Origin of the sequence: Glutamicibacter sp. JL.03c (assembly GCF_025854375.1) — a bacterium.
Taxonomy (GTDB): Bacteria; Actinomycetota; Actinomycetes; order Actinomycetales; family Micrococcaceae; genus Glutamicibacter.
Map to the genome: position 1 here is coordinate 3,147,170 of NZ_CP107575.1, position 26,587 is coordinate 3,173,756.

Below are 26,587 nucleotides of genomic sequence, written 5' to 3' on the forward strand. Positions count from 1 at the left end.
CGTGTCGCCCCTTGCCACCGTGCTGCGCCGAGTCATTGGACTCGGCGCAGCCGTTCTGCTTTCCTCCTTCGCGGTGTTCCTCGTGCCGTTTGTCTCCCCCGGGGACCCGGTCCGCAATTTGCTGCGCGCCCGGATGGACTTCGGGGAAGCCGATGAGGCCACGGTGCAGGCCTACGCCGAGCAATTCGGCTTGCACGATCCCATGCTGGTGCAGTTCGGCCGGTGGCTGGGACGCTTCGCCACCGGGGACATGGGCCTGTCGCACATCTCCGGGACCCCGGTCGCCGACCAGGTGGTGCCCGCCATCGGTGTCACCCTCTCGCTGGCCGGCAGCGCCCTGCTGCTGGCGATCATTGTGGCCGTAGTTCTCGGCGTGGTCTCTGCCACGCGCGCCGGACGCTGGCCCGATAGGCTGATCACCTCGGCCACCCATGCGCTCATCGCCATCCCCGAGTACGCGTTGGCGCCGCTGCTGGTGCTGCTGTTCGCGGTCCGCTGGTCGTTGCTGCCTTCCGCCGGCTACGATTCCCCGGCCTCGCTGGTGCTGCCGGTACTGATCCTGGCCTTGCGCCCCATCAGCTTTTTCACCGTGGCGGTGCGCTCGGGCGTGCTCCAGGCCCTGGGCTCCGAGCATGTGCTGGCGGCTCGCGCCCGCGGCTTGAGCCGCACCCAGGCGCTCACGCGGCACGTGGTCCCGCACGGCTTGCTTCCCCTGTGGACCATGGTGGGGGTCTGGTTCGCCGGCCTCTTGGGCGGCTCGGTCATTGTCGAGGTCATCTTCGCCATTCCCGGCATGGGACGGCTGATCTTCGATGCCATCACCGATGCCGACATCCCCGTGGCCCAGGGCGGCGTGGTGGTCGTGGTGACCTGCGCCGTGCTGGTCACCGGGATCATTGACCTGGTCCACAAGCTCAGCGACCCCACCGTGCGGATTGGAGTTCGACATGGCTAAGCGCACAGCATCAAGAATCCTCTGCTCCGCCCCGGCCTTCATCTTGCTGCTGGTCGTGGTCCTGACCATCGCGGCCCCATGGATTGCGCCCTATGATCCAGACGCGCAGGTCCTGGCTGACCGGCTGCAGGGCCCCAGCCCGGCGCATCTGCTGGGTACCGACGCGCTGGGCCGCGACACCCTGAGCCGGGTGCTTCATGGTGGCCAATTCTCCCTGTCCGTCGCGCTGATCACCACCCTGTTCTCCCTGCTTGTGGGCACGGTGCTGGGGCTGCTCAGTGCGTTGCGTGGTGGCTGGGTGGATGAAATCTTCCTGCGCATCAACGACTTGCTGCTGGCCCTGCCCGAAATCGTCATTGCCCTGTTGATCATCGCGGTGATGGGTCCCGGGTTCTTCACCATGGTGCTCTCGGTGGGAGTCGTGGCGTGGACACCCACCGCGCGGCTGGTGCGCTCGATGGCTGCCCAGGCGCTCTCCACGCACCATGTCGAAGCCTCACGGCATGTGGGCGCATCGCGCTGGTTCATCCTGCGCCACCACGTCCTGCCGTTTGTGGCCGGCCCGGTACTGGCCCAGGCCGCATTGCGCTTCGGCTTGCTGCTGGTCCTGCTCGGCTCGCTGTCCTACCTCGGCATCGGGGTCCAGCCGCCGCAGTCGGATTGGGGCTCCATGCTCGCCGAGGCGCAACCGCATGCCATCCGCTCACCGTGGGGCCTGATTGCACCCGGAGCAGCGATTTTCCTGGTCAGCTTCAGCGTGACACTGCTGGGCAACCGCATCACCCACGTCCTGGGCGGAGACGACATCCTGGATAGTGAACCGAAGGTGGATACCCGTGGCTAAGGAACTGGAATTCACCAACCTGTCGGTCAGCTCGGGGCAGCAACTGCTGCTCTCCAAGGCACGCGGCGCGCTGCGCTCAGGCGAACTGGTGGCGGTGGTGGGACGCTCTGGGTCGGGCAAGACCCTGTTGACCAAAGCGATTATGGGATTGCTTCCCGAGCAGTTGCGAGCCGAGGGGCAGATCCTGCTTGACGGTCAGCGCCTTGACCAGCTTGGCGATAAGGCCATGGACGCGGTGCGCGGGCAGCGCATCAGCATGCTCTTCCAGCAGCCCAAGCGCGTCATGAATCCGCGGATGACCATCCGCGCCCACCTGCTCGAGGCCATGGGCGCCCATGGCTGGGGCAAGGCACGAGCGCATGAAGACCGGGTGATCGCCCTGCTTGACGAGGTGGGACTGGCGCCGGCGGCGCAGATCGCCAGCCAGCGGCCGGACCAGCTCTCCGGCGGCATGGCCCAGCGTGCCATGCTGGCCATCGCCCTGGCAGCTGACCCCGAATTCATTCTGGCCGATGAGCCCACCTCCTCCCTGGATTCAATTCTCAAGGCGGAAGTCCTGCAGCTGTTGCGCCGCAAGCAGCAAGAGCGCGGCGTGGGCGTCCTGTTCATCACCCATGACATCGCCAGCATCCAGCACATCGCGGACCGCGTGGTGGTAGTCAGCGACGGGAAGATCGTAGACCAGTGCCCCACCGCCCAGATTTTCTCCAAGGACCGGCATGCCAAGACGCGCGAGCTGGTTGAAGCAACGCTTCCGGCGGCGCGCGCTCCACGCACCGAGAACTCCCGATGCCTGCTCGCGGCCGTGGATGCCAGCAAGAATTACACGCGCCGCGGCAAGGGACCTGCCGCCTTGGAACCCACCAGCCTGCGCCTCCACGGCGGGCAGGTGCTTGGTGTTGTGGGCCGTTCCGGCTCCGGCAAGAGCACCATTGCGCGGCTGCTGGCTGGATTGGAACAGCCAACCACCGGGCGCATCATCACCGAGCACAACGATGACGTGGCCACCCGCGTGCAGATCATCGCCCAGGAACCCTATTCGTCCTTCGACCCCCGCCTGGATATCCGCACCAGCATGGGCGCCGCAGTCCAGCAAATGGCCCCAGCCCAGGCGAGCAAGCGCATGGCACAAGCCATGGCCCAAGTCGGTTTGCCAGAAGAACTGCTTCAGCGCCGTCCGGGCCAGTGTTCCGGCGGGCAGCTGCAACGCTTGGCCATCGCCCGAGCGCTGCTGACCGAACCCCAGGTGCTGATTTGCGATGAATCCACCTCGGCCTTGGACTCGGTGGCCCAGCGCCACATTCTTGATCTGCTGCTTGAGCTGCGCGACACCATGGGGCTGAGCCTGGTCGTGATCTCCCACGACATGGACGTGATTCGCTATGTCAGCGATGATGTCGCAGTCTTCTATGAAGGCAGGCTCGTAGAGCACCGTCCGCTGGGCGAATTCTTGACCGCTGCGGAGCACCAGCACAGCAAGGACCTCGTCGCCGCACTGGATGCCACGGCTGCCTCCGCTGCCTCCCGGTGACCATCGGCGCGTAAGCTCAGCGCCATGTTCTTGTGTGGCCGGGATGGAACTAATAGGTTCTAGGCTATGACTGAGCGTTCAAAGAAGATCTCGTCCTTTATCCGCCATGCATCCTTGCTTGCGTTGGGTGCCGTCCTATTGGTCTCGGGGTGTTCTGCGCCGTCGCAGGAGGCCGACAGCGGCGAGCAGCCCCATCAAGAGGCAGCATCCCGGCTGACGAGTGTCAGCGAGGCAGGGAAGCTCAAGGTCTGCACCACCGGTGATTACCGCCCGTTCACCTATCTTGACCCGCAGTCTGGCCAGTGGTCCGGCATCGATATCGACATGGCCAAGAATCTGGCGCAATCACTGAACGTGGAACCCGAGTTCATCCAGACCACGTGGAAAGATCTCATGCCCGACTTCACCTCCAAGTGCGATATCGCCGTGGGCGGGGTGTCGATTTCCCTTGAACGTTCCCAGCAGGCTTACTACAGCGAAGCGACGCTGGATGAGGGCAAGACACCCATTACCCTGTGTGAAAACGTGGACAAGTACGACACCATCAAGGAAATCAATCAGCCCGGGGTCCGCTCCATCACTCCCATTGGGGGCACCAACGAGAAGTTTGCCGACGCGAACTACCCCGACGGCGAGATCATTCGCTTTGACGACAACAACAAGATCTTCGACGAAATCATCGCCGGACGCGCCGATGTCATGACCACCGATGCTTCGGAAACCCGCTGGGTGGCCCACGAGCATCCAGAACTTTGTGCGGTTCACCCGGACAAGCCGTTCAATTTCTCGCAAAAGGCCTACCTCCTGCCTCTGGGCGATGATGAATTCCAGGAGTACGTCAATCAGTGGCTGAACATGGCCAAGCATGATGGAACGCTGGAAGCCGCAGAAAAGCCTTGGTTCGGGTAAGTTCGAAAATCGGATGAAGCCGCCGTTTTCTGCTCGCAAGATGGGCGGAAAACCGCGGCTTTGTTTGCTTAGGTTCTGAGGATTTATCAGCGGCTGAATCAGGTCTTGTGCTCGATCTGGGCCGAGGTCATGCAATCTCGCCAATGAAGAGTTCGGCTTCCATCGCTCGGTCGATAGCGTCTGGTCCACAATGCAGCAAACGGAAAGTGATAGCAAGACGGATCCTTACTATCACTTTCTTAGAAAGTGATAGTAAGATAATCCTTATTATAACTTCGGAGGCACCCATGGTTGATTCTAATAACGCCCATCCGGCGATCAGTTTCCCGTCTCTGGAGTATCAGGAACACTTCTGGAAGCCAACGAATCCGCACATCTTCTCCAACGCTGAAGTTCGGCGGCAAACCGGTCCCTACTTGTCTGCGTTGCCCGCCCGCATTGCCGACTGGTCGCCTCAACCACAAGCGTTGAAGATCCCAGGCCTAGAAGAAGCGCTGCATTCGCTCCAGGATTTCGACGTCTACTCGCTTCTGAAACTTGGCAACGACAACCCTGAACTCGGCCCAATGTCCAGCGTCCTTCTCCGAACAGAAAGCTCTTCAAGCAGCCAGATTGAACAGTTGACTACAACAGCACGTCAACTCGCGCTAGCGGAAATCGATGAAGGCGATAAAGCCAATGCCCGCACAGTTGTTGGCAACGTCCACGCGATGGAATCCGCGCTTGAACTTGCCTCAGAGATCAACCTCAACAGCATCCTCACCATGCATCAAAGCTTGATGAAGCAACAAGTTGGCATGGAAGACGAAGCCGGAAAACTCCGTAGTGAACTTGTCTGGATCCGTGGTTCGGACACCGCCGGACCTCGCGGATCCATCTACGTAGCACCGCACCACGGTCTGGTTCAGGACGCGTTGGAAGACCTCACTGAATTCATTGCTCGCACCGATCTGCCGGCCATAATCCAAGCGGCAATTGCCCATGCGCAATTTGAAACCATCCATCCATTTGTGGACGGCAATGGGCGAACTGGCCGAGCCCTAGTTCACAGCGTGCTTCGCAACCGACGTATAACCCAGTACACCACTGCACCAATTTCCGCTGGATTATTGCGAGACACTACTGCCTACTTTGATGCGCTAAAAGCCTTCCGTGAAGGAAACGCGGCACCAATCATCCACGTCTTCATTAACGCCTCAATTTTTGCAGCAAACACCGGCAAGGACTTAATTGATTCGCTTGCCGCGCAGCTAGCTGATTCGGCCACAAAGTTGGCCGGATTGCGTTCAAGCTCCGCCGCGTGGAGAATCCTTCCTCGACTGATTTCTCAACCTGTCGTGAACGCCCGCTACCTGAAAAGCCAGCTTTCCTTGGGCGACGCCGCAATCCAGCGTGCTCTCGGTCAACTGGCCGAACGGGGCGTGCTAGTTGAAAAATCTGGACGAAGTAGGAACCGGATCTGGCAACATGATGGGGTTCTGAAAGTGCTAGACGAATATTCAAAGTCTCTTCACCGTGTGGCAGGAACCGCATAGGTCACCGGGCGATTCAGATATTAAGCCCTGTTCTCATCAAAATCTCGTACAATTACTTAGCCGGAGCGAAAACAGGCCAAAATCATTCCGAGTTTCACAGTCCAATTTCTGGGGAGGAAGTCTGATTATTCCACCGGGCACTTGATTTCACAGCAACCTTTTAATACTGTTTGATGAAAATCCTGGTCCAATATTTCCAAGACAATAGTTTAAACCAATGGGTAGGTGAATGCATATAGAATCGCGTGGCATGGAGTCACACCAACAACTTTCATTGGCGATAGCCACCAGCGACCTCCGCTACGTGTGTGGCCAATTGATGAATTCAAAAAGCCATCCTCGAACCTGGCCATTCTCGCAATGGGGTGCAATGATCGCATTCGAAACCCAGAAGAATCTGCATGACGTACACGACACTCGACTAGACCTTGACTGGGAAGACGAAATCGCAGCTGCCGCCCGTCATGGCGGAAAATACTTTGATGGTCGCGAAACGCAAATCGATAGTGTAATCAGCGATTTTCGCGTTCTTGCCGCAGCCACAACGCTAGCGTACTACCCTGAAGATCGACGTGGTCCAGAGTTCGATTTCCTTCGTGATGACCTGTCTGTAGTAACGGATGGATCCGAAGTGTTGTTAACAAACGTTACCGGACACTTTATGGTAGGCCTTCCGCCAAATCGTGCCGCCGACCTGACCAAGATTGGACCTCATGTTCGCAAGCTCGCAATGGGAATAGGGCAGATGGCGAGCGCCCTAACAAGCATGAACGTTGAAGAGCTCATGAAACATGGAAAACAACCCGAGCCAACAGTGACATGGTGGGACGGCGATATTGCAGACTTAGTTCGTTCTACTTTCGGTGGCGAACTAAGAACCGAAATTGCTTTGGCCCTCGTCAGTATTCACTCCACAATACAGTCCGCTCTACGATGGGCGTGGGCCGATTGTTGCCAACCATGTAGGGTGGCCTCACTGAAACACCGTTTTATTGTCCTTCACCATGCCGTTCGTTCCTTGCAACAGCTCGGCAACCGACTTGAAAGACTTGGTCCAATCGCTAAAGCCTACATTCAGGACCTTTCCAATTCTGCTGACTTGCAGTTGGTGATTTCTGAGCGTTACCGAAAGCTTAGAAATGGCTGGCTGCATCTCGGATTAGGAGACATAGCGTCAATTCTTCCGAAGACTCCAAATATCCTATCTCCCGTATTCGCATACACTCAGATGGAGATCGGCGCATTCTCGGAACTCGTGGATCGCGGACTCAACGAAGTCTCGGTGGGCATCGGCGCTTGGCTTGCGGAACCCGGATTAGACGGCAAGTCAGTATTCGAGCACCTACATCTTCCGCCTGAGGAATGACATCATCAGTGACTGGGGGATCCCTCCAGAAATGCAAACCTCAGCATGTCCGAGGAAACCCAGATAAAAGCCACCGTCTTCAGGTCACTTCACGAGCGGGAGACGGCAGCCTTTGAATCACAGGACCGACATCCGGAGACTAGTTCTCCCAGAATGGGTAATCGATGTATCCCTTTGGGCCTTCGGTGTAGAAGGTGGCGAAGTCTGGTTCATTCAGCGGCAGCTCTTCCTTCCAACGGCGCACCAGGTCCGGGTTGGCGATCGCGGGGCGGCCAACAACTACGGCGTCGCCCCAGCCTTCGGCGGCCACGCGCGCGGCTTCTTCATAAGTGGTGATTTCTGCGAAGCCAGTGTTGAGCAGCACCGGTCCGCCGAAGGTCTTGCGCAGCGACTGAACCAGCTCACCGGAAGGTTCATGGTGCAGGATGCTCAAGTTGGCCAGACCAAGTGGGGCGATGCCTTCCAGCAGCGCGGTGTAGGTAGCCAATACATCCGCGCGATCGTTTTCCACAGCGCCCTGGACATTGTGCTCTGGCGAAATGCGCAGTGCGGTCTTGCCGGCACCGATAGCGTGGGCCACCGCGGTAGCTACCTCGATGACAAAGCGTGCGCGGTTTTCAGGGGAACCACCATAATTGTCGGTGCGGGTGTTAGCCGATGGTGCCAAGAATTCATGCAGCAGGTAGCCATTGGCGCCGTGCAATTCCACGCCGTCAAAGCCTGCGGCAATGGCGTTGCGCGAAGCAGCCACGAACTCTTCGATGATCCTTGGAAGTTCTTCGGTGCCCAGTGCGTGGGGAACCGGATAAGCATGCTTGCCGGTGTAGGTGCGGGACTCGCCCTCAACGGCGATGGCGCTTGGCGCCTCCACGTGCTCGGCTCCGGTGGTGTCCGGGTGGGTGACGCGTCCTGCGTGCATGACCTGGGCGACAATGAGTCCGCCTTCGGCGTGCACTGCGTCGGTGACTTTCTTCCACCCGGCAACCTGTTCTTCGGTAACCAGGCCTGGCTGGCGGACGAAGCCCTGGCCGGCAAAGCTCGGGTAGGTTCCTTCGCTGACAATCAGGCCGAGGGAAGCGCGCTGGCGGTAGTACTCGACGACGTCAGCATTGGGAACGCCGTCCTTGCCGGAGCGGGAACGGGTCAGCGGCGCCATGACCAGGCGGTTGGACAGCTTGAGGTCGCCGAGGGCTACTGGGGAAAACAGATCCATGGGTTGGACTCCTGACGTGGAAATTGTAGTTGCATTGCGTAACTACCGTCGCAAACAACTTATTCCACCACAGCAGAGAATATGAGCTGGCTAACGGCACCCAACGCCCGACGCCGAGGATGCGGAGCTAGCATGCACCGCATTCACGACAGGCGGTTGCGCTAGATTGCGGTGTAGCCGCCGTCAACCAGGTGGTAGCTGCCGGTGATGAAGGATGCAGCGTCACTGGCCAGGAAGGCTACGAGCGCAGCGACTTCCTCTGGCTGGCCCAAGCGGGCAATGGGGTGCTTGGAGACCAGGGCATCATAGGCGTCTTTTGGCATCTGCTTCAGCAGCGGGGTCTCGATGAATCCGGGAGCCACGCTGTTCACGCGCACGCCGTCGGTGGCGTATTCGACTGCGGCGGTCTTGCTCAGGCCCACCACGGCGTGCTTGGTGGACACGTAGGCGGAGCTGCCGGCGAACCCCACGGAGCCGAGGATGGAGGCCATGTTCACGATGGAACCGCCGCCGTTCTGGCTCATGGCGTTGGCCTGGGCACGGGTTCCGCGGAAGACTGCATTCAAGTTGATCGAGATGACCTTGTCCCAGTCCTCATCGGTGAGCTCGCCCACCTTGGCAGCGCGGCCGCCGATGCCTGCGTTGTTGACTCCGATCTTCAGCGGGGCCATGGCGTTGGCTGCCTTGATGGTTTCGTCAATGACCTCGGAGGAGCTTGCGTCTCCCGCGACAGCTACGGCTTCTCCGCCGGCGGCCTTGATGGTGTCCACGGTACCCTGGGCGGCGTCAGCGTTCAGATCCTGGACGACCACCTTGGTTCCGTTGGCGGCCAGGAGAATTGCAATTGCTTCTCCGATACCTGATCCGGCGCCGGTAACTACTGCCGAACGATCTGCCACATCATACTGAGCCATAGTGCACTCACTTTCTGTTTTTCGATGGTCACGGGATCTCCGTCGGCCTCATGTTTTCGACGCTACTCCGATCCATCCCAAAAGTCGATGACGTGTCAATCAAACCTTTGTCTGTTAGATCACGTTCACTGCATATGGTGCACTCGGTGGCTTGCTCGGCGCATGAATTGCTCGTCATGGGTGGAAAGAACCACCGCTCCCCCGCGATCCAGCACCGAAGCGATGACTTCCTGAAGTGACGCTTCTCCGGCTTCATCCAAGGATTCTGTTGGCTCGTCAAGCAGCAAGATCTGTGGCTCATGGATCAGAACGGTGGCCAGAGCCACCAGCCTGCGCGCAGAGGCAGGCAACTCATAGGGATGGGTTTGCGCATGGGATTCGAGGCCGAGCCGCGAAAGCAGTTCAGGAACCCGCTGCCGCAGTGCACTCTTCTTGGGAATTCCAAATGCCACTTCCCGCAGGACCGTCCGTTCAAAGAGCTGATCAGAGGAATTCTGCAGCAACAAGCCGGACTCTCCGGACAGCGTCAATGTTCCGGATTCTGGCTTCAGCAATCCGGCAATGGCCTTGAGGACCGTCGTCTTGCCGGAGCCGTTTGCCCCGGCCAGGCCCAGACATTCCCCCGCGCTGAGGCGAAGGTTCAGATTGTTCACCGCGGGCGCTGCGGAACCAGGATAGGCGAGCTGTACAGAGTCCATGGTCAGCAAGACTGGTGCATTGGCAGCCATCTGCCGTCCACCTGTTGGCAGGCTAATGCACGTAAGCGGTTCTTCGACCGGATTACGGTGCAACGTCCCCTGGTTCAGGCGCCACAGCTCATCGGCCTCGCGGGCCCAGCTTCCTGGCGAATCCGCAAGCACCACGAGTGCCGTCCCGCGGGCACGGAGCAGCTCGATCATCTCGGAAACGACGACGGTGGCATGCTTGTCTAGCCCGGCCAGCGGTTCATCCAGGACCAGGACATCAGGCTCACTCATGGCCAGGGCACCCAAAGCCACGAGTCGTTCTTGGCCCCCGGATAGCTGTTGCGGGTGGCGCTCTAATAAGTGTTCAAGATGAAGATTCTGCGCAAGGTCGGAGACTCGCTGCTGCATCTGCTCCCTTGGGACACCGGCGTTTTCCAAGGAGAAGGCCAGCTCTTCAGCGACTGTCCCCCGGATACCCGATAGATAGTGTCCTGCATCCTGCGGCAAGAGGCCTACATGCTTGGCCCACTGGGCGACATCGACGCGTGGGGCCGACGACGCAGAGAATTCGATCCTCGTGTGGCCAACTTCGATGGATCCGGCTAGTTCGTCCATGCCATGGCGCGGAAGCAGGCCGGCAAGGATTGCGCCGAGCGTTGATTTTCCTGAGCCCGAATCGCCAGAAATGACGGTCAGGGTTCCAGGGCGCACATCCAACTGGATGTTGTGCAGGACAGCATCCTGGGTATCCGCGTACGTGTAGCGTCCCAAGTTCAAGCCAAGCACCGAGGTGGACAGGTGGGAGAGTTTTCGCTCCATGGCTATTGGCCCCCAATGCGTGCGAGCACCAAGATCAGCATCGGACCTAGCACGGCGCACACCGTGGCCGTCCAGCGGATGCCACGCTGTGCTGATGAATCAGGCACGGTTCGCAAACGAGTCCGAGCGCTGGTGGCTGGGAATCCGCGTGCAGACAGGTGAACCGCGCGGTCTTGGGCATCCTGCATGGATGCCAGCACCAGTGGAACCGCGCGTAATCGCACGCGTTGGAACCAGCCGGCGATGCCCTTCCCTGCTGCCACTTTGCGCAGAGTCTGGGCTTCACCGATCTGGCGTTGCTTCTCGGCCATTTGCGGCAGCAAGAACAACGTTGCAGCCAAGAGGTATCCCAATTGCGGCGGAACTGGCGAGAGATCAATGGCTGCTACCAACTGATGCCTGTCGATGAGCAACCCGCAGAGCAGACCGACCACGACAAGAACTGCCGTCCTCAGGCCCAGCGACAACGCCACTTCCAGGCCATGAACGGTCACGCGCAGCGGGCCCCACTGCGCGATGGCAGGTGACTGATCGCGGGAGACCAGCCCATGAATCAACAGCAAGGAAAGGAATGTTGGCAGGAGCATGGCACCGCTGAGAACTGCCAACTTTTTCAGGTGCCCCGCCCATCCCGCGATGAGCAGGCACAGTGCCATGACAGCGCAGCTCAACCACCACAGGCTGGCAGCAGTCGTCATGGTGATAACTGCTACCGCGATAGCCAGAATGGTGAATGGGTGAAGTTTGATGGTGCGGGGCATGGGTTGTCGCTTACTTGCCGACGCGCTTTCCCAAGACGTTGTAGCGGCGGACAAAGGCGAAGCTGCCGCTCAAGCGCTTTGGCAGCGCGTAGACCAGAAGGGCTGCGACCAGGAAAACCACTGCCTTATCCCCGGGATCCGAAATCAATGCCTGCTTGGTGACAGCAGAGAGCAGCGAGTCGCCCATGGAGCTAAAGGCGGCCACCAAGGCGCCGGTGCCCACACCCGACGTGCCACCGTAAACGAAAGTCGCGACCGGCGAGGAAACCACGCCAACCAGAACGCCGGCAACTAGACCGGCAACTGGTGCCAAGTAGATCCGGCGCAGTGCACCGAATCGTGCAGCGGTTCCAGCCAGGAAACCGACAAGTGCAGCGCCGGCGGCGAACGGCAGAACGGTAGGCGCGAACAACGACCACACCAGGGTGCTCAATACACCGGTGGCGGCGCCGGCTCGACGGCCAGCGAGGAAGCCCACGATGACCGTACCGATGGAGTCGATGTACAGAGGAATCATCACCGAGCCGACAAACTGGCCGAGGATGATATTCAGGACCAGAGCCACCGGAATCAGGGTCAACGTGGAGACCGGAAGATCAGGCAACACGGCCAACAGCAGAAGAACTGCGGCTACAAGGTAAGCAGCAAAGGTGCCCAGAGCAACGCCCTGTCCCAGACCCTCAACAATTCCCATGGGCTGAGTTGTAATCAAGGTGATGTAGGTGGCCACGAGGATGACAGTTCCAGCGATAGCCATGAGGCGGCGGCGAAGTGTTTGCGACGAAGTTTCGTCGGGCAACAGAAGATTAGATGACATGATGAGGCAGTCCTGAGGTACGAGTATGACTGCGCACCAAAGTTCAGGCTGGCGCGCGCGAGCTGCGGGTCTATGTCACCTCGACCCGGTAGACGATTCTAGCTCACTCGTCTTGGCGACTATGAATCCTTGTCTAGTTTTCGAGCCAGCGCACCGAGGCGTTGAACCAGTTCTTCAAAGCCTGCTTCTGGATCGTTTTGGGAGACCACATGGGCATTTGCTGGTTTGCCCCAGAGTCCCCTGAAATCTGCCACGGTGGTTCCAAACAGTAATTGTGATTCTGTCTCGACATCGATAGTGGCGGGACGGGTTTCATATTCCAGGGTTCCCGCTGCTACGCCGGCCGCGAAGTAGTCGTGGACGTGAGCAATGTAGCCCTGGTCGTAGTGCCGGTGGAATTCAAAGTAGAACCGCAAGGCATCAGAAAGGTAGCGTACCAGTGGGTTGGACGCTTTGCTGAGTGTGCCTTCGGGGTCACTGGCTAGAACCAATTCTGGTTCTTCGCATCCTGATTGTTCAGCCAGTTCCGTCAGGAACTCTGGCTGCATTTCAAAACGTTCGGTGGTGTCCAGAGAGCACACGATTGGCAGCTTCTCGGATTCGAGGCCCTGTTCAGCCGCTGCGGTGTAGGCGGCAAAGACTTCCTTGGCAGCATGCGGGTCTACATGGGTGTTCCACTCGGCTGTTGGAGTGGTGTTGCCTTGGTGGTAGAAGGCGCCACCCATGATGACGACTTTGCGGAGCAACCACGGCAGCTTCGGTTCGCGACGCAGCGCCAGCGCGAAGTTGGTTAGTGGCGCAGTCAAAAGAACTGTAAGCTCACCGGGGTTGGCGCGGGCTGCTTCGATCCAATAGTCAACGGCGTCATCGCTTGCCGAAGGGCCTGAGCCTGGATCGGGAAGCGTCGCGTAGCCTACCCCCTGAGGACCATGGGTCTCTGGGGTTGTCACGAGTGGGATCTCAATTGGTTCACGGGCGCCAATTAGAACCGGGATTTTTGGCTTTCCACAGAGCTTGAGCAGTGCTCGATTATTAGCCTCGACTTGCTCGAGATCAACGTTGCCTGGGGTGCTCGTGACGGCCTCGAACTGCACGTGACCGAGCGAGCACAGATACGCCAAGGCCAAGGCATCGTCGATGCCGGTGTCACAATCGATGAGCAAGCGTGTCATAGACACATTTGCTCCAGACGGACTTTTATCGCCTACCAGAGCCACTCATTCCTCTACTTTCGTCGAATGATCAAGCTAAATACACACCGATGCAGCCTTGCTCGCGGCTAGGTAAGGTCACTATTCGGGCTTAGATAGTCATACAGCGCACTGTCGATGGCCTCTTCAAAATGCAGGTCCATCGTAACTACATCCAGCGGCACGTTGTCCTTGTCAGGCATTCGCGTCTGTTCTGCGTTTCGTGAGTCCGCTTGGCCTAGATAAAAGAACTCGGTTCCTTCAGCGTCGTCTTTTTTCACAAACACATGAAGGTCAACCTCATTATTGACTATGCGTCGAACTTCATCGCTGCGCAAGGTACGACGTGACCTCGTGAACCACCGCAGATGAGACGGGTCCACAAGTTCGTCTTGGTACGCCGTGCTGGCCGAGACATCATCGGATTTATGGAGCGTCACGAAGATCGGGCAGGTCCTTGAATCCATATCGACTTTGTAACCGTATAAGGTAGACGTCCATTTTCGTGGAACCCCCAGTAGCCGCGTGACCTCTTTACGAGAATACTGTCCGCCAACGAGGAATGGGCGCCCTCCGGCATATCGGTCATCGACCAAAGCCATACCCGTTTGGATAATATCGTCGACTTCATCGGTGAAAGAACCGTGTGTACGGTATGCGTGAATGAAGCCCCGATCAGCAGAAATTGTCTCGTTCGAAATGGTGGCTAACTGAATTCCATACCGTGTTTGGTCGACTTGCGCGTGATTAGCGAGATTGAGAGTTTCCACCACACTGAGCATTTGACGTTTAGTGGGCTCCTCCCCATGCTCCCGCAGTGCCGATTCAAACTCAAGCAACGTAATTGACTCTCGAGAAAGCAACTCTCGAACCAGGACAAACTCGTGGATTCGTTTGGACGTCAGCACTTCATGCGATAGCAAAGACAGTGCGCGCAGCTCATCCCTGCTTAGATCGTGATCAATCCTGAGCAGACTTTTCACGAGCGTCGGATAGTTCTCCTTCTTTGTAGCAAGGAGAACAGGGTCGACCGATTCAAAACGATAGAAGTCAAAGAGCCGAGGCGCTTGCCCAACGCGGTTCTGCATTGCCTGCATTGAACCCCGAAGCTTCTGGATACTGTCCAAAGGGGTAGTGCGAATAGATTCAAGGACTCGTTGCTGAGCAATCTTATCGAAGCGAATGCTCGACAGTCCGGCCATGACACCGGCTTGCTCCGTGGCGATCAGCTTTTCCTTAAGCGATTCCTTGTTTAGAGACTCGTCGCCAAACAACGCAATGGGAATCATGTAGTTGTTCGCGTAATTGGCAATGAAATCAATGACTACCAGGTAGTCCTTCTTCGGTGCTTTGCGAAGCCCTCGGCCTAGTTGCTGAACAAAGACAATCGCCGACTGCGTTTGTCTTAGCATCACAACTTGATTCACAGTCGGGATGTCCACACCTTCATTGAAGATGTCCACTGTCAAGATGTAGTCGAGTTCGCCAGCTTCTAGCTGAGCGACGATTCGTTCACGTCGTTCAACCGAGTCCTCGCCGCTAAGGCTCACCGTCCGCAGAGGCTTTCCGCGTAACTGTTGCTGATTCAAAGCAGCAGACAGTGCGTTCGCTTCATCCTTGCGAGAGCAGAAGATCAGGCCCTTGGGCGAAACGCCGGCTTGCCCGTATTTCGTCAACGCATCGACTACGTGGTGCACACGATCCGGTGTCACCAGGCGCGAGAGATCCGCGGAGCTATCGCGAATCGATTCATCGTCAAGGGTCACGTCCGCAATCCCGTAATAGTGGAACGGGCTGAGCATGTTCTCTTCCAAAGCATGATTCAGCCGGATTTCGTATGGAACGTTGTAGTCGAAGAACTCGAATACGTTGAATCCGTCGCTTCGTTCCGGAGTAGCCGTTAGTCCGAGCAAAAACGACGGTTGCAGGTGCGACAGGACTTTTTTGTAGGTCGGCGAACCAACTCGATGGGCTTCATCGACAATAACGTAGTCAAAGGCGTCGGGTTCTATCGACTGCAACACCAAATCTAGCGACAGAGTCTGAACCGTCGCGAAAACATACTTTCGGTCGCTCTGCTTGGAGGCTCCTGCCAGCTTGCCGAACTGTTCTGGATCTCCGCCAATAACACGGCGGTATTCCTTGATCGTCTTATCCAGGATCTGTTCGCGATGAACAACAAACAAGAATCGCTCTGGGTGGGCAGCTCGCACCTCAAGCGCCGACAGTATTGTTTTGCCTGTGCCGGTTGCCGAAATGACAATGGCCTTGGATTCACCGCTGAGGCGCACCTTCTCCAATGCCTTGAGGGCTTCAGACTGCATTTGGTTGGGCAGAATCGGCATGAGATGATCAGCCCAATTGGTGTAGCCGCCTAAGCCGATGGATTCGGAAAGCTCTGCGGCGACTTCATCGATGAGCTGCTCATCTGCTTGCTCAAGTTTCTTGGCAGCCTCGATCCTCTTGCGCGGCGGTGGAGGCGTGTACTGCGCCGAATAGAGATCAATCCATTCCTGACTCAGGGATTGAGACTCCGTGAGTTGGTTTCCAGCAAGGTCTGCCAGCTGTCCGGCCAAGTCGCTGTCGTTCGCCGCGGTTACCTTCAGATTCCACTCATGGTTTTTGACAATAGCGTTGCCGGTAAGGTTTGAACTTCCGATCATAGCTGTGACCACGTCAGTCGACTTAAAAATATAACCCTTGGGGTGGAAAGCATCAGCGCTATGAATTCGCACGTCAATGCCAAGGTTTCCCAGGTTCAGCAACTCGCTGAAGGCAGACGGCGAGTTGAACCCCAGGTAATCCGAGGTGATGATAGTGCCGCGACCAGAGAACTCCAGAAGTTCCTGCTTGAGCATTGCGATTGCATTAGGTGTCACGAAAGCTACGGAGAAAATGAATTCATCGCATCGCGCCAGTTCCTCACGCAGGATACGTAGAACCGTATTGCCGTCCGCGTTAAGGACTACACGTGGATGATGGTGGCGACGAGACTGTTTCTTACTGTCCAAAAAACCATAGGTGACATCGCCGGAAAGCCCACCGGTAAATGAGATATCAGGGCTAGACGACGTCATGCTGCCATAATGAGTTCAACAGCGGGGATATCGGCAGGAGCCCATTCCAAGGTGTCCAGTTCGCCGCGCTTTAGCCACTTTGTAGCTTCGTGCTCCGTCAGCTGCGGCTCCCCCTCAACTAATTCGCAATAAAAGGTCGTCAGAGTCACGATCCCAAAATCATATTCATGAGTCGTGCTAGTAACTTCTTCGGCCACCGTAATGGTGCAGAGTAGCTCTTCCTGAATTTCCCGTTCAAGTGCCTGTCGAGGAGTTTCGCCGGCTTCGATTTTGCCCCCTGGGAACTCCCACATGCCACCGAGGCTGCCGCCGAATCCGCGACGCGCGCAAAGAATCTCATCGTTTCGTACAATTACGGCCCCGACAACCTTGATTTGCTTCTTCAACCTAATTCTCCACTGACGTCTACATTAATCGACTACGACCGTTACTAGTGATCTTATCTGCCAACACTGACACTTTGCAGGCAGACGGATAAAACAGCGTAGTAGAGCGGAAACGTTGAGTAATTTCCATAGCCAGTTGGCGCACATAAACAGAAAAGACCACGCTTCGACTTCTAGGAAGAAAACGAAGCGTGGCCTCTCCAGATTGAACGTGCGTCTTAACTCTCGACGCGCTGAACCTTGCCTACCAAGAAGACGTAGGAGAGGATGCCGACCGCGGCAATGACCGTCATATAGATGAAGGCCGGACCGAAGTCGGTCGCCGAGACCAGCAAGCCAATAACTATTGGAGTGGCAATCGATGAGAGGTTGCCAATGAAGTTGAACATGCCACCGGTCAAGCCAATCAAGTGCGATGGTGCCAGCGCGGACACCAGGGACCAGGTAATCGAGGCCAGCCCATTGCCGAAGAAGGCAATGGACATGAAGGTGATGACCAGCGCGGTGCTATCGGTGAAGATTGCGCCAATCATGCTCATGGACAGCAGGAGCCCGGTGATGATTGGCAGCTTGCGCGAGGTGCCGAGGCTGGCTCCGCGTTTCAGCATGAAATCGGAGAGCACACCACTGATCAGAACCCCGGCCAACGCTGCGATAAATGGCAACGACGTCAGGAAGCCGGTCTTGATGTAGTCCATGTGGCGGTAAGTCACCAAGTAGGTGGGGAACCAGGTCAGGAAGAACCACAGTGTGGAAGTCAGGCAGAACTGTCCAATGTAGATGCCCCACAGCTTGCGACGGCCCAGGACCAGAGCGAAATCTGATTTGCTCAGCTTTCGCGCGGGGGTCTTGGCCTGGGAGCTGCCAAGGTCAACCAATCCCCCGCCTTGGCGGATGTACTCGACTTCTGCAGCATTGGCTTTCTTGGAATCCACGGGATTGCGGTACATGAGGAACCAGATCAGGCCCCAGATGACACCGACGGCACCGGTCACTACGAAGACCCAGTGCCAGGTCAAGGCATGCTGCAACCACAGCAGGACTGGGGTCAGCAATGCCAGGCCGATGAACTGGCCCGAGGTATAGAAACCGATAGCTGTGGCGCGTTCACGTTCGGGGAACCACGCAGTGACTACCTTGTTGTTGATGGGGTAGGCCGGCGCTTCAAAGCCGCCTACGGCCAGGCGCAGGACAATCAAGGCCACGAAACTTCCGGCCATGCCCATGAAGATGGTGGCAAGGGACCAGAGCACCAAGCAGATGGGGTACAGCAACCGGGGTTGCACCCGGTCTACTAGCCAGCCGCCGGGCAGCTGCATGGCAGCATAGGTCCAGCCAAAGGCTGAGAGCAGCAACCCCTGCTGGGCTGTGTCCAGGCCGAATTCTTCAGAGATCAAGGGAGCTGCAACCGAAAGGTTGGAGCGATCCATGTAGTTGATGACCACGGTGAGGAACAACATGAACGCTACGGCGTAGCGCATCTTTGTAGCTTTGTCAGCGCCCTTGAGTGCTGCAGCTGACGACATTGTCGACTGAGACATATGATTTACCATTCTGCGAAAGAACCATCTTTGTGACGCCAAATTGGGTTGCGCCAGCGGTGACCTTCAGCTGCGCGTTCAATGACGTACTCTTCATTGACATCAATGCCAAGGCCGGGACCATCAGGAATGGCGACCATGCCATCCTCATAGGCGAAGACCGAAGGATCATTGACATAATCAAGGAGATCGTTGGATTTGTTGTAGTGAATTCCCAGGGATTGCTCCTGGATGAAGGCGTTATACGCACCGGCATCGATCTGCAGGTTTGCCGCCAGGGCGATCGGGCCCAGTGGGCAGTGCAATGCGACCGCCACGTCATAGGCTTCAGCCATGGCCGCGATCTTGCGCGCCTCGGTGATGCCACCGCAGTGCGAAGGATCCGGCTGGATGATGTCCACCGCTCCGCTGGCCAGGACGTCCTTGAAGTCCCAGCGCGAGAACAAACGCTCGCCCAGGGCGATTGGGGTACTGGAATTGCGCAATGGCTCGAGCATTGAGTTCACATTCTCGCTGAGCACTGGTTCCTCGATGAACATCAGCTTGTACTGTTCAAGTTCCTTGAGCAGTACCTTGGCCATCGGCTTGTGGACACGGCCATGGAAATCGACGCCGATGCCCACGTTTTCACCCACGGCGTCGCGTACCGCCTGGACATTCTCCAAGCATCCTTGCACCTTGTCCCAGGTGTCGATGTACTGGAGTTCCTCGGTGCCGTTCATCTTCACCGCGGTGAATCCGCGATCAACCGCTGCCTTCGCCGCGGCAGCCGTGTCCGACGGACGGTCGCCGCCAATCCACGAATAGACGCGGATCTTGTCGCGGACCTTGCCGCCGAGCAGTTCATAGGCCGGGACTCCCAGGGCTTTGCCCTTGATATCCCAGAGCGCCTGGTCGATGCCCGCCAAGGCGCTCATCATGATGCCGCCACCTCGGTAGAAGCCGCCGCGGTACATAACGGTCCACAGGTCTTCGATGTTCCGCGGGTCCTGGCCGATGAGGTAATCCGAGAGCTCTTCAACGGCTGCAGCGACCGTGGAGGCACGGCCTTCGAGCACTGGCTCGCCCCAGCCAACAATCCCCTCGTCGGTTTCGATCTTCAGGAACAGCCAGCGAGGCGGCACCATGTACGTGGTCAGTTTCGTGATTTTCATGCAGGCGTCCTCATCTCATGGATCATTCGGTAGGCAGATACAAGCTTGTCTGCCCTGGTTTTCAGCTCATCGAGGCTTCGGCCGGATTTGTACAGGGACGAGCCAATGCCAAAACCGGTGGCTCCGGCCTGGACCCACTGCCCCATGTTTTCCTCATTGATGCCGCCAACCGGGATCAGGCCGATCCCGGCGGGAATGACAGCGGTCCAGGCTTTGAAGCCTGCGAGGCCCACCTGTTCCGCGGGGAAAATCTTGACGTTCTTCGCTCCGGCCTCGATGGCGTCGAAGGCGTTGCTCGGCGTGGCCGCCCCCGGGAACGAATCCATTCCCAGCGCCACCGTCTCGCGGATCACCTGCACGTTGGTATTCGGCGACACAATAATCTGCGAGCCTGCGTCGTGGCATGAGCGCACTTGCTCCACGCTGAGGACTGTTCCGGCGCCCACTACGGCGTCGTTGGGCAATGCACTGCGCAGAATCTGGATGCTCTTGAGCGGTTGCGGCGAGTTCAACGGCACCTCCAGGGAACGGAAGCCGCTGGCGTAGAGGACTTCTCCCACAGCTTGGGCCTCTGCGGGCTGAAGGCCGCGCAGAATGGCGACGAGTCCCTTTTCGTGCAGGGTGGTCTTCGGGTCGTGCATGGCAATACCTTTCCTTGAGAAGTGTGATCAGTTCCGGTGCCTAGGCAAACACCGAAGGCACGAGTCCCTGGGCGCAGGCCAAGGCCCAGATGCCTCGCGGCGCAGTGCCTTGCAGCTCTCGCACCTGCTCGATTCCAAAAATCCCCAGCGCCCGGGTGTAGCGTGCGCTGAGCTCCTTGTTACCGCAGATGGTCAGCGCAGGGGCCGTCGCAGTCGTCGGCAGTCCGAGTACGGAGCGGATTTCCGCGCCGATCATCAGGCCCGAAAGATAGTCGCTGACTTCGGTTTCCTCCAGGCGACCGGTCAGCACCAGGGTGCGCGCCGAGAATGCGGTCAGCATGAGATCGGCTGCGCCCTGCGGCGACTGCGCCACCTGCACACCCCGCTCGAATGCGGACCACTGCACCGTGCTGGAGGGTTCAATGAGTTTCGAGAGGATGGATTGCGAGCTGAGCAGCGCGTAGGTTTCCCCCGTCATGGACGTGGAGAACTCGGTGATGGTCCGGCCGGAAACCTTGACCCATTTCGAGTGCGTCCCGGGCAACAGGAAGACTTGATCCTCAGGATCCTGTCCAGGCTGGCCACCAAGTTCCATGGCTCCCAGGATCTGGGTTTCTTCACCCCGCATAACATCGGGAAGTTCTTTGTTGTCCAGGACTCCGGGGATGATATGCAGCAACCGGCTTGGCGCGATTTCGACGGTGGCCAATTGCGCGCATGGGTCGGCCAGATCTGCCGGCACCGGCCGGTAGGCCGCCTCGACCCAGCCCTGCTGGCTGCCCACCATGCCGCAGGCGATGACCGGGATGGTCGGGAAGGCTTCGAGCCAGTCCCCGCACAATTCACCAAGCGTCACCTCGAAGGCCCGGGCGAGGGTCAAAGATTCCGCCTGCGCGGTGGCCGCAACTTGCATGATCCCCAGCGGCAGGCTGCGTTCCGCCACTACACTTCCGCCATTGCCCATGAGGTAGGCACGGGCAGAGGTGGTTCCCCAGTCCAAGGCAATCAGCTGGGCTTCGGCGATGTTTGTCATGTCTCCTGTTTCCGCTTCGTGGAGCGCACGATGTTCTCGCGGTGTGCGCCTCTTCACATGTGAATAGTGACCGACTCATCCCAATAGTTCAAAAGGTGTTGTATATAGTGGGATGAAAGGAATTCATCAATTTTGCCGAAGGAGCACAGCGTGGCCAGAGAACCTGAAATAACTGCAGGTGAATCGGCAGATGCTCCCCCACCCGGGACGCTCACCCTGGCCCGCGGGCTGGACATCCTGCACTCCGTCGGCCGCGGGGCCACCAATTTGAATGACGTCGCCGCCGCCGCGGGCATCGGCAAGAGCGCGGCGCAGCGCATGGTCAAGCTTCTGGTGCAGCGCGGATTCCTGCGCAGCACCCACGGCACCGACTTCAGCCTGGGACCGGCGCTGATCGAGCTCGGCTTCCACGCCCTGTACCAGAGCCCGGTCCCGGTAATCGCCAAGCCCCTCCTCGAAGAGCTTGCCCGCAAGTACCAGGACACCGTCCACCTCGCGGTGGAAGACGAAGCCCAGGTGCTGTACGTCGACAAGGTCCTCGGTACCCGCGGGGCACAGATGCGCTCGCGGGTGGGCCAGCGCATGCCGCTGAGCCGCACCGGCATCGGCAAGGCGCTGCTGCTTGATTCCCCCGAACGCTGGGAATCAGCCTTTGATGCGGAATCCCCCGTGGAACAAGCTTCGGAGCAAACCAAGGAAGCCTTCCTGGCCCGGATGCAAACCTACGCACGCGAAGGCATCGCCTTGGATCTGGAAGACAATGAACCGGGCATCCGCTGTGTCGCCGCGCCCATCCGCGATGGCAGCGGGAAGATCATTGCCGCCATCAGCATGTCCGCCACCAACCCGTATATGCCGGACGAGCGCATGAAGGCGCTGAAGTCAGTGATGGGTTCCACGGCAGCCCAGATTTCGCGTAAGCTCGGCTACTCGGGCAAAACCTTCTAGGACGCAGGCCCTACGGAGTGAAGCGGTACCCCATACCCAATTCAGTCAGGAAATACCGGGGATTCGACGGCTCGGGTTCCAGCTTGGTGCGCAGCTGCGACATGTACACCCGCAGGTAGTTCGCTTCTTCGCCATATTCCGGCCCCCACACGGTGGTGAGCAATTCGGTGCCGCCTATCAGGCGATGCGGGTTGCTGGCCAGCACCTCCAGCACCCGCCATTCCAAGCGGGTGAGCCGGACCGGTTCGCCGTCAATGGTGACCTGGTGGCTGGAGAGGTCGATGCGCAGTCGCCCGTCAGAGGTTTCCACCACGGCTTGCCCCGGATCCGGCAGCGCCCGGCGCAGCGCGGCACGCAAACGTGCCAATAGCTCATCCATGGAAAAGGGCTTGGTAATGAAATCGTCGGCGCCCCGATCCAGGGCGTCGACCTTGCTATGGGATTCATGCCGGGCGGACACCACAATGATGGGCACGCTGGACCAGCCGCGAATGCCGTCAATGACATCTCCGCCCTCCAGATCCGGCAAGCCCAGATCCAGCAGGATCACATCCGGATGCGCATCGGCCGCTAGCTGCAGGCATTGCAGTCCGGTAGCCGCATGGAAGGTGCGGTAGCCGCGGGCCTTGAGATTCACCAGCAGCGCACGGGCAATCTGCGGGTCATCTTCCACGATCAACACGGTGGTGCTCATGCTGCTTCCTCGAAAATCGGCAGGGTGAACACCATGGTGGCTCCTCCCCCTGCGGTGTCCTGGGCGTGGACGTCCCCATCCATGCCAGCGGCAAGTCCCCTGGCCACGGCCAGTCCCAAGCCCAATCCGGTGGTGTTGCTCCGGTCGCCATGCCGCTGGAAGGGCCGGAAGATCCGGTCCTTCTCGGCCTCGGGCACACCGACCCCATGGTCGATGACCTGGATCTGCACGGCCTTGCGCAGGGGCACGGCGCGCAGTTGCAGCGGCTGCTCCCCACCGTAGCGCACAGCATTTTCCAGCAGATTGGCCAGCACCCGCACGGCCAGCCCGTAGTCGGCGCTGACCCGGGGGCAATCATCGGGAAGGTGCAGCTGAATATGCGACGGACGCAGGATCCCGGAGACATCGCGCAGCGCCGACGCCACGAGGTCCTCGACCTGCAGGGGGCTGCGATGCACGACCAGCTCCCCGGCCTGGATCCGGCTCATGCTCAGCAGATCCTCGATGCGTTCGCTGAGCTGGTCCGCCGATTCCTCGATGGTGGCCAGCAAGTCCGCGGTGTCTTGTTCGCTGAGCACCACATCCTGCAGGCGCAGGCTGGAGGCCGAGGCCTTGATCCCGGACAGCGGCGTGCGCAGGTCATGGGAGACCGCGGCCAAGAGCGCCGTGCGCATTTCATTGCCGGCAGACAGTTCCCGGGCGTTCAGGCGCGCCTCGGCCAGTGCCCGCTGCTGCAGCACGGCGGAGATGCGCCCGGCAAAAGCCTCGAAGATTCCCTGGTCAGAGGCTTCCCGGGGGTTTCCATTGATCAGCAGCAGATGCTCCGCATCCACGGTGACGGTGTAGTCGCTGGACTGCGCATCCGCCGGCGGGGCGCCGGCCGAGGCTACCAGTTGCTGCTCAGACGCGGGGCCGGTACCGCGTTGCACCAGCGCAACGCCCTGCAGCTGGTAGGAGCGGCGGAGCCATTCCAGCAGCGCCGGCACGCTCAACCCTTCGCGGATCACCCCGCCGGACAGCTCGAAGAGCGTGTCCGCCTGATGCCGGGCCTGGCCTGCCTCGGCCGTGCGCCGCGCCTCGATGTCCACCACCCGGGCCACGCCGGCGGCGACCACGAGAAAGAGCACCAGGGCCAGGATGTTGAACGGCTCGTGGATATGCCATTGCCCGGTGGGCGGGGTGAAAAACCAGTTCAGGATCGCGGTGCTCAGCAGGGCGGCCGTCAGTGCCGGCCACCAGCCTCCGAGCAACGCCACGAAGACCACGAGGGTGAGCTGGCTCAGGAAATTCAGGGTCAGCAGCTCGCTTTCCAGCCCGCCGAGGAGGAACCCGGCAGCGAGCAGCAGCGGGCCGGTGAGAGCCAGCAACCAGCCGAGAACCCGGCGTGCGGCGCCGAGCCGGTGCTGTCCGCCGGCGCGGTGCCGAGTGCGGCGGGCTGGCGCTGCGGGCTGGGACTGGAGGGGAAAGACCAGGATGCTGGGGTCGGTGGGCTCGGTGGCCTGCTCCAGCAGCTGCACGCAGACCGGTTCTTCCCGGTTCTTCCGCGGGCCATCGGGCCATGGTGCTCCGACGATGAGGTGCGTGGCCTGGATGCTGCGGGCGAAGCCGAGCAGTGCGTCGCCCAGGCCCTGGCCCAGCACCATGTGCCAGCTGGCCCCGGCCTCATCGGCCAGCGCGCGCAGCCGCGCCAATTCCGGCTGCAGGGCGTCCGGCGGCGAACCGACGCCGCGCTGCGGAACGTGGACCGCCATGACCTCGGCACCGGGCATCTTGGAGGCTTCGCGGCAGGCACGGCGCAGCAGTGCTTCGGAGCCGCTGCGTCCAGAGAGCGCCACGATCAGCAGCGGGTGGGCCTGCGGCGCCGCGTCAGAGACATCCATGCTGCTCCTTGGTGTTGGTGATCCGGGCCGGTACGAAGCGATCGTACCGGAATACCCCCGGGCGGGCACCGCGCATCGCCTAGCCAATGACCGGCTGCTCCTCGGGAAGGCGGAACAGCAGCCGCCGGTGGCGCAGCGCCAGGGCCGCCGCGGCGGACACGATCCCGACCCTGCCGATGAACATCAGGCAGATGATCACCCATTGCGCGCTGGCCGGCAGCGCTGCGGTGATCCCGGTGCTCACCCCGACGGTCGCGAAGGCCGAGATGCATTCGAAGAGGATCTTCTCCAGTGGATGCTCGGTGAGCAGCAGCAACAGCAACGAGCCGCCCACCACCGCGCCCAGGCCCAGCAGGGCCACCGACAGCGCTTGGCGCTGGATTGCCGGCCCGATGGCGCGGCGGCCCACGGTGATCTGCTCGTGGCCCCTCGCCTCGCTCCACACGGCGAAGGCCAGCACCAAGAAGGTGCTGATCTTGATGCCGCCGGCGGTGCTGGCGCTGCCTGCGCCGATGAACATCAGTGCTTCGGTCACCAGCAGGGACTCGGAGGAGGCCTGCCCGTAGTCGATATTGTTGAATCCGGCGGTGCGCGGGAAGACGCTCAGCCCCAGCACGCCCAGTGTCTTCTCCCCGGGCTCCAGGTGGCCCAGGGTCTCGGGCCGGTTCCATTCAAAAAGCCCCAGCAGCACGGCCCCCACCACCAGCAGCCCCACGGTGCCCCACAGGGTCAGCACGGTGTGCACCGACCAGCACTTCTTCCGTGGCCGGCGCAAGAGCTCATGGATCACCGGGAACCCCAGCCCGCCCAGGATCACCGCGCAGCACAGCGGGATCATGATCCACGGATCACCAGCATGGCTGATCAGGCTGTCGCTGAACAGCGCGAATCCTGCATTGTTGAACGCCGATATCGAGTGGAAGACCCCGTTCCAGAGCGCGGCCGCCGGGTCCTGCGGGTTGATGACCCAGAAGCGGGCGGACAGCACGGCCGCGACGGCCGCTTCAATGGCCAGGGTGGTCTTCGCCACGAACAGCAGGACCCGGCGCACATCGCCGAGGTTCATGGCCTGGGTCTCCGAGGCGGCCACGAGCTGGGTGCGCAGCCCCAAATGCTTGCGCACCAGCAGGGCCAGCAGCGAGCTGAGGGTCATGATGCCAAAGCCGCCGACCTGGATCAGCGCCAGGATGATGCCCTGCCCCAGCGGGGTCCAGTAGGTGGCGGTGTCCACGGTCACCAGGCCCGTCACGCTCACCGCGGACACCGCGGTGAACAGCGCCGGCATGAAGCCGCCAGCCACCGGCTGGACCCGTGCCGCCGGCAGCAGCAAGAGCAGGGTGCCCACGGCGATCACCGCCAGGAAGCCCAGGGGCACCAGGCGCACCGGATTGCCCAGCAGGGCGCGGTGAAGACCCCCGGCCAGCACGCGCAGGGGCTGGCCACGCCCCGGGGAGCGCTGGAGATTCAAGGACATGGTGCAAGCCACCTTCACGCGAGAGCGGATGGATCATCGCACCGGCGGGTGCTGCCGGCACAGTTCCATTGCACGCCCTGCGCCGCTGGACCCGCCCCGGTCTTAATGCCCGCTTAATGGGCTGCGGAAGAATCTTGATGCGCCCTTGATACCAGGGCGTTTTTATGGCCAAGGACACATGTTTTCCGCTGGCTCCTACCCTGTGGCTGGCGCCCATAC

The 26,587-nt window shown here is 59.8% G+C and carries 22 protein-coding genes; 7 read left to right on the forward strand and 15 right to left on the reverse strand.

What is annotated here, in order from left to right; genetic code table 11:
- Position 1: 1 nt before the first annotated feature.
- From OF385_RS14620 to OF385_RS14645, 6 genes are all read left to right on the forward strand, one after another.
- On the forward strand, positions 2–955 hold the full coding sequence (locus OF385_RS14620; RefSeq protein ID WP_264276036.1) for an ABC transporter permease: 954 nt from the start codon (positions 2–4) through the stop codon (positions 953–955).
- A complete protein-coding gene (locus OF385_RS14625; RefSeq protein WP_264276037.1) occupies positions 948–1,799 on the forward strand; it encodes an ABC transporter permease in 852 nt (283 codons plus the stop codon). The genes OF385_RS14620 and OF385_RS14625 overlap by 8 nt, the downstream gene beginning before the upstream one ends.
- Positions 1,792–3,330, forward strand: coding sequence for an ABC transporter ATP-binding protein (locus OF385_RS14630; protein ID WP_264276038.1), 1,539 nt, complete (start codon positions 1,792–1,794; stop codon positions 3,328–3,330). Before OF385_RS14625 ends, OF385_RS14630 begins: the two co-directional genes overlap by 8 nt.
- Positions 3,331–3,396: 66 nt before the next feature.
- Positions 3,397–4,239 carry a transporter substrate-binding domain-containing protein gene (locus OF385_RS14635; protein WP_264276039.1) on the forward strand — a complete coding sequence of 281 codons (843 nt, stop codon included), beginning with the start codon at positions 3,397–3,399 and terminating at the stop codon, positions 4,237–4,239.
- 287 nt (positions 4,240–4,526) lie between these two features.
- Positions 4,527–5,774, forward strand: a complete 1,248-nt coding sequence (locus OF385_RS14640; protein WP_264276040.1) for a Fic family protein — start codon at positions 4,527–4,529, stop codon at positions 5,772–5,774.
- Between the two features lie 250 nt (positions 5,775–6,024).
- Positions 6,025–7,140 carry a hypothetical protein gene (locus tag OF385_RS14645; protein WP_264276041.1) on the forward strand — a complete coding sequence of 372 codons (1,116 nt, stop codon included), beginning with the start codon at positions 6,025–6,027 and terminating at the stop codon, positions 7,138–7,140.
- A 139-nt stretch (positions 7,141–7,279) separates the two neighbouring features.
- On the opposite strand, the gene OF385_RS14650 is transcribed toward OF385_RS14645, so the two are convergent.
- The 12 genes from OF385_RS14650 to OF385_RS14705 all read right to left on the reverse strand — a co-directional run bounded on the left by OF385_RS14650 (position 7,280) and on the right by OF385_RS14705 (position 21,372).
- Positions 7,280–8,353, reverse strand: a complete 1,074-nt coding sequence (locus OF385_RS14650) for an alkene reductase (RefSeq protein ID WP_264276042.1) — start codon at positions 8,351–8,353, stop codon at positions 7,280–7,282.
- A 161-nt stretch (positions 8,354–8,514) separates the two neighbouring features.
- The gene (locus OF385_RS14655; RefSeq protein ID WP_264276043.1) at positions 8,515–9,267 is read right to left on the reverse strand and encodes an SDR family NAD(P)-dependent oxidoreductase; all 753 of its coding nucleotides are present in this window, start codon (positions 9,265–9,267) and stop codon (positions 8,515–8,517) included.
- A 125-nt stretch (positions 9,268–9,392) separates the two neighbouring features.
- Positions 9,393–10,772, reverse strand: a complete 1,380-nt coding sequence (locus OF385_RS14660; RefSeq protein WP_264276044.1) for an ABC transporter ATP-binding protein — start codon at positions 10,770–10,772, stop codon at positions 9,393–9,395.
- Between the two features lie 2 nt (positions 10,773–10,774).
- A complete protein-coding gene (locus OF385_RS14665; RefSeq protein WP_264276045.1) occupies positions 10,775–11,533 on the reverse strand; it encodes an energy-coupling factor transporter transmembrane component T family protein in 759 nt (252 codons plus the stop codon).
- Between the two features lie 10 nt (positions 11,534–11,543).
- Positions 11,544–12,350: an ECF transporter S component gene (locus OF385_RS14670; protein WP_264276046.1), complete on the reverse strand. Its 807-nt coding sequence runs from the start codon at positions 12,348–12,350 to the stop codon at positions 11,544–11,546.
- 119 nt (positions 12,351–12,469) lie between these two features.
- Entirely contained in the window at positions 12,470–13,522 is a 1,053-nt protein-coding gene (locus OF385_RS14675) for a nucleoside hydrolase (protein ID WP_264277944.1), read from the reverse strand.
- A gap of 107 nt (positions 13,523–13,629) precedes the next feature.
- Complete coding sequence (locus tag OF385_RS14680; protein WP_264276047.1) at positions 13,630–16,617, reverse strand: DUF3427 domain-containing protein; 2,988 nt, start codon at positions 16,615–16,617, stop codon at positions 13,630–13,632.
- Positions 16,614–17,003, reverse strand: coding sequence for a (deoxy)nucleoside triphosphate pyrophosphohydrolase (locus OF385_RS14685; protein WP_264276048.1), 390 nt, complete (start codon positions 17,001–17,003; stop codon positions 16,614–16,616). Before OF385_RS14685 ends, OF385_RS14680 begins: the two co-directional genes overlap by 4 nt.
- A gap of 218 nt (positions 17,004–17,221) precedes the next feature.
- A complete protein-coding gene (locus tag OF385_RS14690; RefSeq protein ID WP_264276049.1) occupies positions 17,222–18,484 on the reverse strand; it encodes an MFS transporter in 1,263 nt (420 codons plus the stop codon).
- Between the two features lie 65 nt (positions 18,485–18,549).
- The gene (gene dgoD / locus OF385_RS14695) at positions 18,550–19,698 is read right to left on the reverse strand and encodes a galactonate dehydratase (RefSeq protein ID WP_264276050.1); all 1,149 of its coding nucleotides are present in this window, start codon (positions 19,696–19,698) and stop codon (positions 18,550–18,552) included.
- Positions 19,695–20,339 (reverse strand): 2-dehydro-3-deoxy-6-phosphogalactonate aldolase, encoded by a 645-nt coding sequence (locus OF385_RS14700; protein ID WP_264276051.1) that lies wholly within the window; start codon positions 20,337–20,339, stop codon positions 19,695–19,697. Before OF385_RS14700 ends, dgoD begins: the two co-directional genes overlap by 4 nt.
- A gap of 40 nt (positions 20,340–20,379) precedes the next feature.
- Positions 20,380–21,372 carry a 2-dehydro-3-deoxygalactonokinase gene (locus OF385_RS14705; protein ID WP_264276052.1) on the reverse strand — a complete coding sequence of 331 codons (993 nt, stop codon included), beginning with the start codon at positions 21,370–21,372 and terminating at the stop codon, positions 20,380–20,382.
- 150 nt (positions 21,373–21,522) lie between these two features.
- On the opposite strand from OF385_RS14705, the gene OF385_RS14710 reads away from it, so the two are divergent.
- The gene (locus OF385_RS14710) at positions 21,523–22,320 is read left to right on the forward strand and encodes an IclR family transcriptional regulator (RefSeq protein WP_264276053.1); all 798 of its coding nucleotides are present in this window, start codon (positions 21,523–21,525) and stop codon (positions 22,318–22,320) included.
- A 10-nt stretch (positions 22,321–22,330) separates the two neighbouring features.
- Here the strand turns inward: OF385_RS14710 and OF385_RS14715 are convergent, their stop codons facing one another.
- The 3 genes from OF385_RS14715 to OF385_RS14725 all read right to left on the reverse strand — a co-directional run bounded on the left by OF385_RS14715 (position 22,331) and on the right by OF385_RS14725 (position 26,368).
- Complete coding sequence (locus tag OF385_RS14715; protein WP_264276054.1) at positions 22,331–23,014, reverse strand: response regulator; 684 nt, start codon at positions 23,012–23,014, stop codon at positions 22,331–22,333.
- Positions 23,011–24,894: an ATP-binding protein gene (locus OF385_RS14720; protein ID WP_264276055.1), complete on the reverse strand. Its 1,884-nt coding sequence runs from the start codon at positions 24,892–24,894 to the stop codon at positions 23,011–23,013. The genes OF385_RS14715 and OF385_RS14720 overlap by 4 nt, the downstream gene beginning before the upstream one ends.
- A gap of 79 nt (positions 24,895–24,973) precedes the next feature.
- Positions 24,974–26,368, reverse strand: coding sequence for a TrkH family potassium uptake protein (locus OF385_RS14725; RefSeq protein ID WP_264276056.1), 1,395 nt, complete (start codon positions 26,366–26,368; stop codon positions 24,974–24,976).
- Positions 26,369–26,587 lie beyond the last annotated feature (219 nt).

Coding starts and splice junctions, on each gene's coding strand:
- OF385_RS14705 (WP_264276052.1), bottom strand. CDS start 21,372: ATGACAAACATCGCCGAAGCCCAGCTGATTGCCTTGGACTGGGGAACC.
- OF385_RS14640 (WP_264276040.1), top strand. CDS start 4,527: ATGGTTGATTCTAATAACGCCCATCCGGCGATCAGTTTCCCGTCTCTG.
- dgoD (WP_264276050.1), bottom strand. CDS start 19,698: ATGAAAATCACGAAACTGACCACGTACATGGTGCCGCCTCGCTGGCTG.
- OF385_RS14700 (WP_264276051.1), bottom strand. CDS start 20,339: ATGCACGACCCGAAGACCACCCTGCACGAAAAGGGACTCGTCGCCATT.
- OF385_RS14690 (WP_264276049.1), bottom strand. CDS start 18,484: ATGCGCTACGCCGTAGCGTTCATGTTGTTCCTCACCGTGGTCATCAAC.
- OF385_RS14665 (WP_264276045.1), bottom strand. CDS start 11,533: ATGCCCCGCACCATCAAACTTCACCCATTCACCATTCTGGCTATCGCG.
- OF385_RS14645 (WP_264276041.1), top strand. CDS start 6,025: ATGGAGTCACACCAACAACTTTCATTGGCGATAGCCACCAGCGACCTC.
- OF385_RS14670 (WP_264276046.1), bottom strand. CDS start 12,350: ATGTCATCTAATCTTCTGTTGCCCGACGAAACTTCGTCGCAAACACTT.
- OF385_RS14715 (WP_264276054.1), bottom strand. CDS start 23,014: ATGAGCACCACCGTGTTGATCGTGGAAGATGACCCGCAGATTGCCCGT.
- OF385_RS14625 (WP_264276037.1), top strand. CDS start 948: ATGGCTAAGCGCACAGCATCAAGAATCCTCTGCTCCGCCCCGGCCTTC.
- OF385_RS14655 (WP_264276043.1), bottom strand. CDS start 9,267: ATGGCTCAGTATGATGTGGCAGATCGTTCGGCAGTAGTTACCGGCGCC.
- OF385_RS14635 (WP_264276039.1), top strand. CDS start 3,397: ATGACTGAGCGTTCAAAGAAGATCTCGTCCTTTATCCGCCATGCATCC.
- OF385_RS14650 (WP_264276042.1), bottom strand. CDS start 8,353: ATGGATCTGTTTTCCCCAGTAGCCCTCGGCGACCTCAAGCTGTCCAAC.
- OF385_RS14660 (WP_264276044.1), bottom strand. CDS start 10,772: ATGGAGCGAAAACTCTCCCACCTGTCCACCTCGGTGCTTGGCTTGAAC.
- OF385_RS14680 (WP_264276047.1), bottom strand. CDS start 16,617: ATGACGTCGTCTAGCCCTGATATCTCATTTACCGGTGGGCTTTCCGGC.
- OF385_RS14720 (WP_264276055.1), bottom strand. CDS start 24,894: ATGGATGTCTCTGACGCGGCGCCGCAGGCCCACCCGCTGCTGATCGTG.
- OF385_RS14725 (WP_264276056.1), bottom strand. CDS start 26,368: ATGTCCTTGAATCTCCAGCGCTCCCCGGGGCGTGGCCAGCCCCTGCGC.
- OF385_RS14675 (WP_264277944.1), bottom strand. CDS start 13,522: ATGACACGCTTGCTCATCGATTGTGACACCGGCATCGACGATGCCTTG.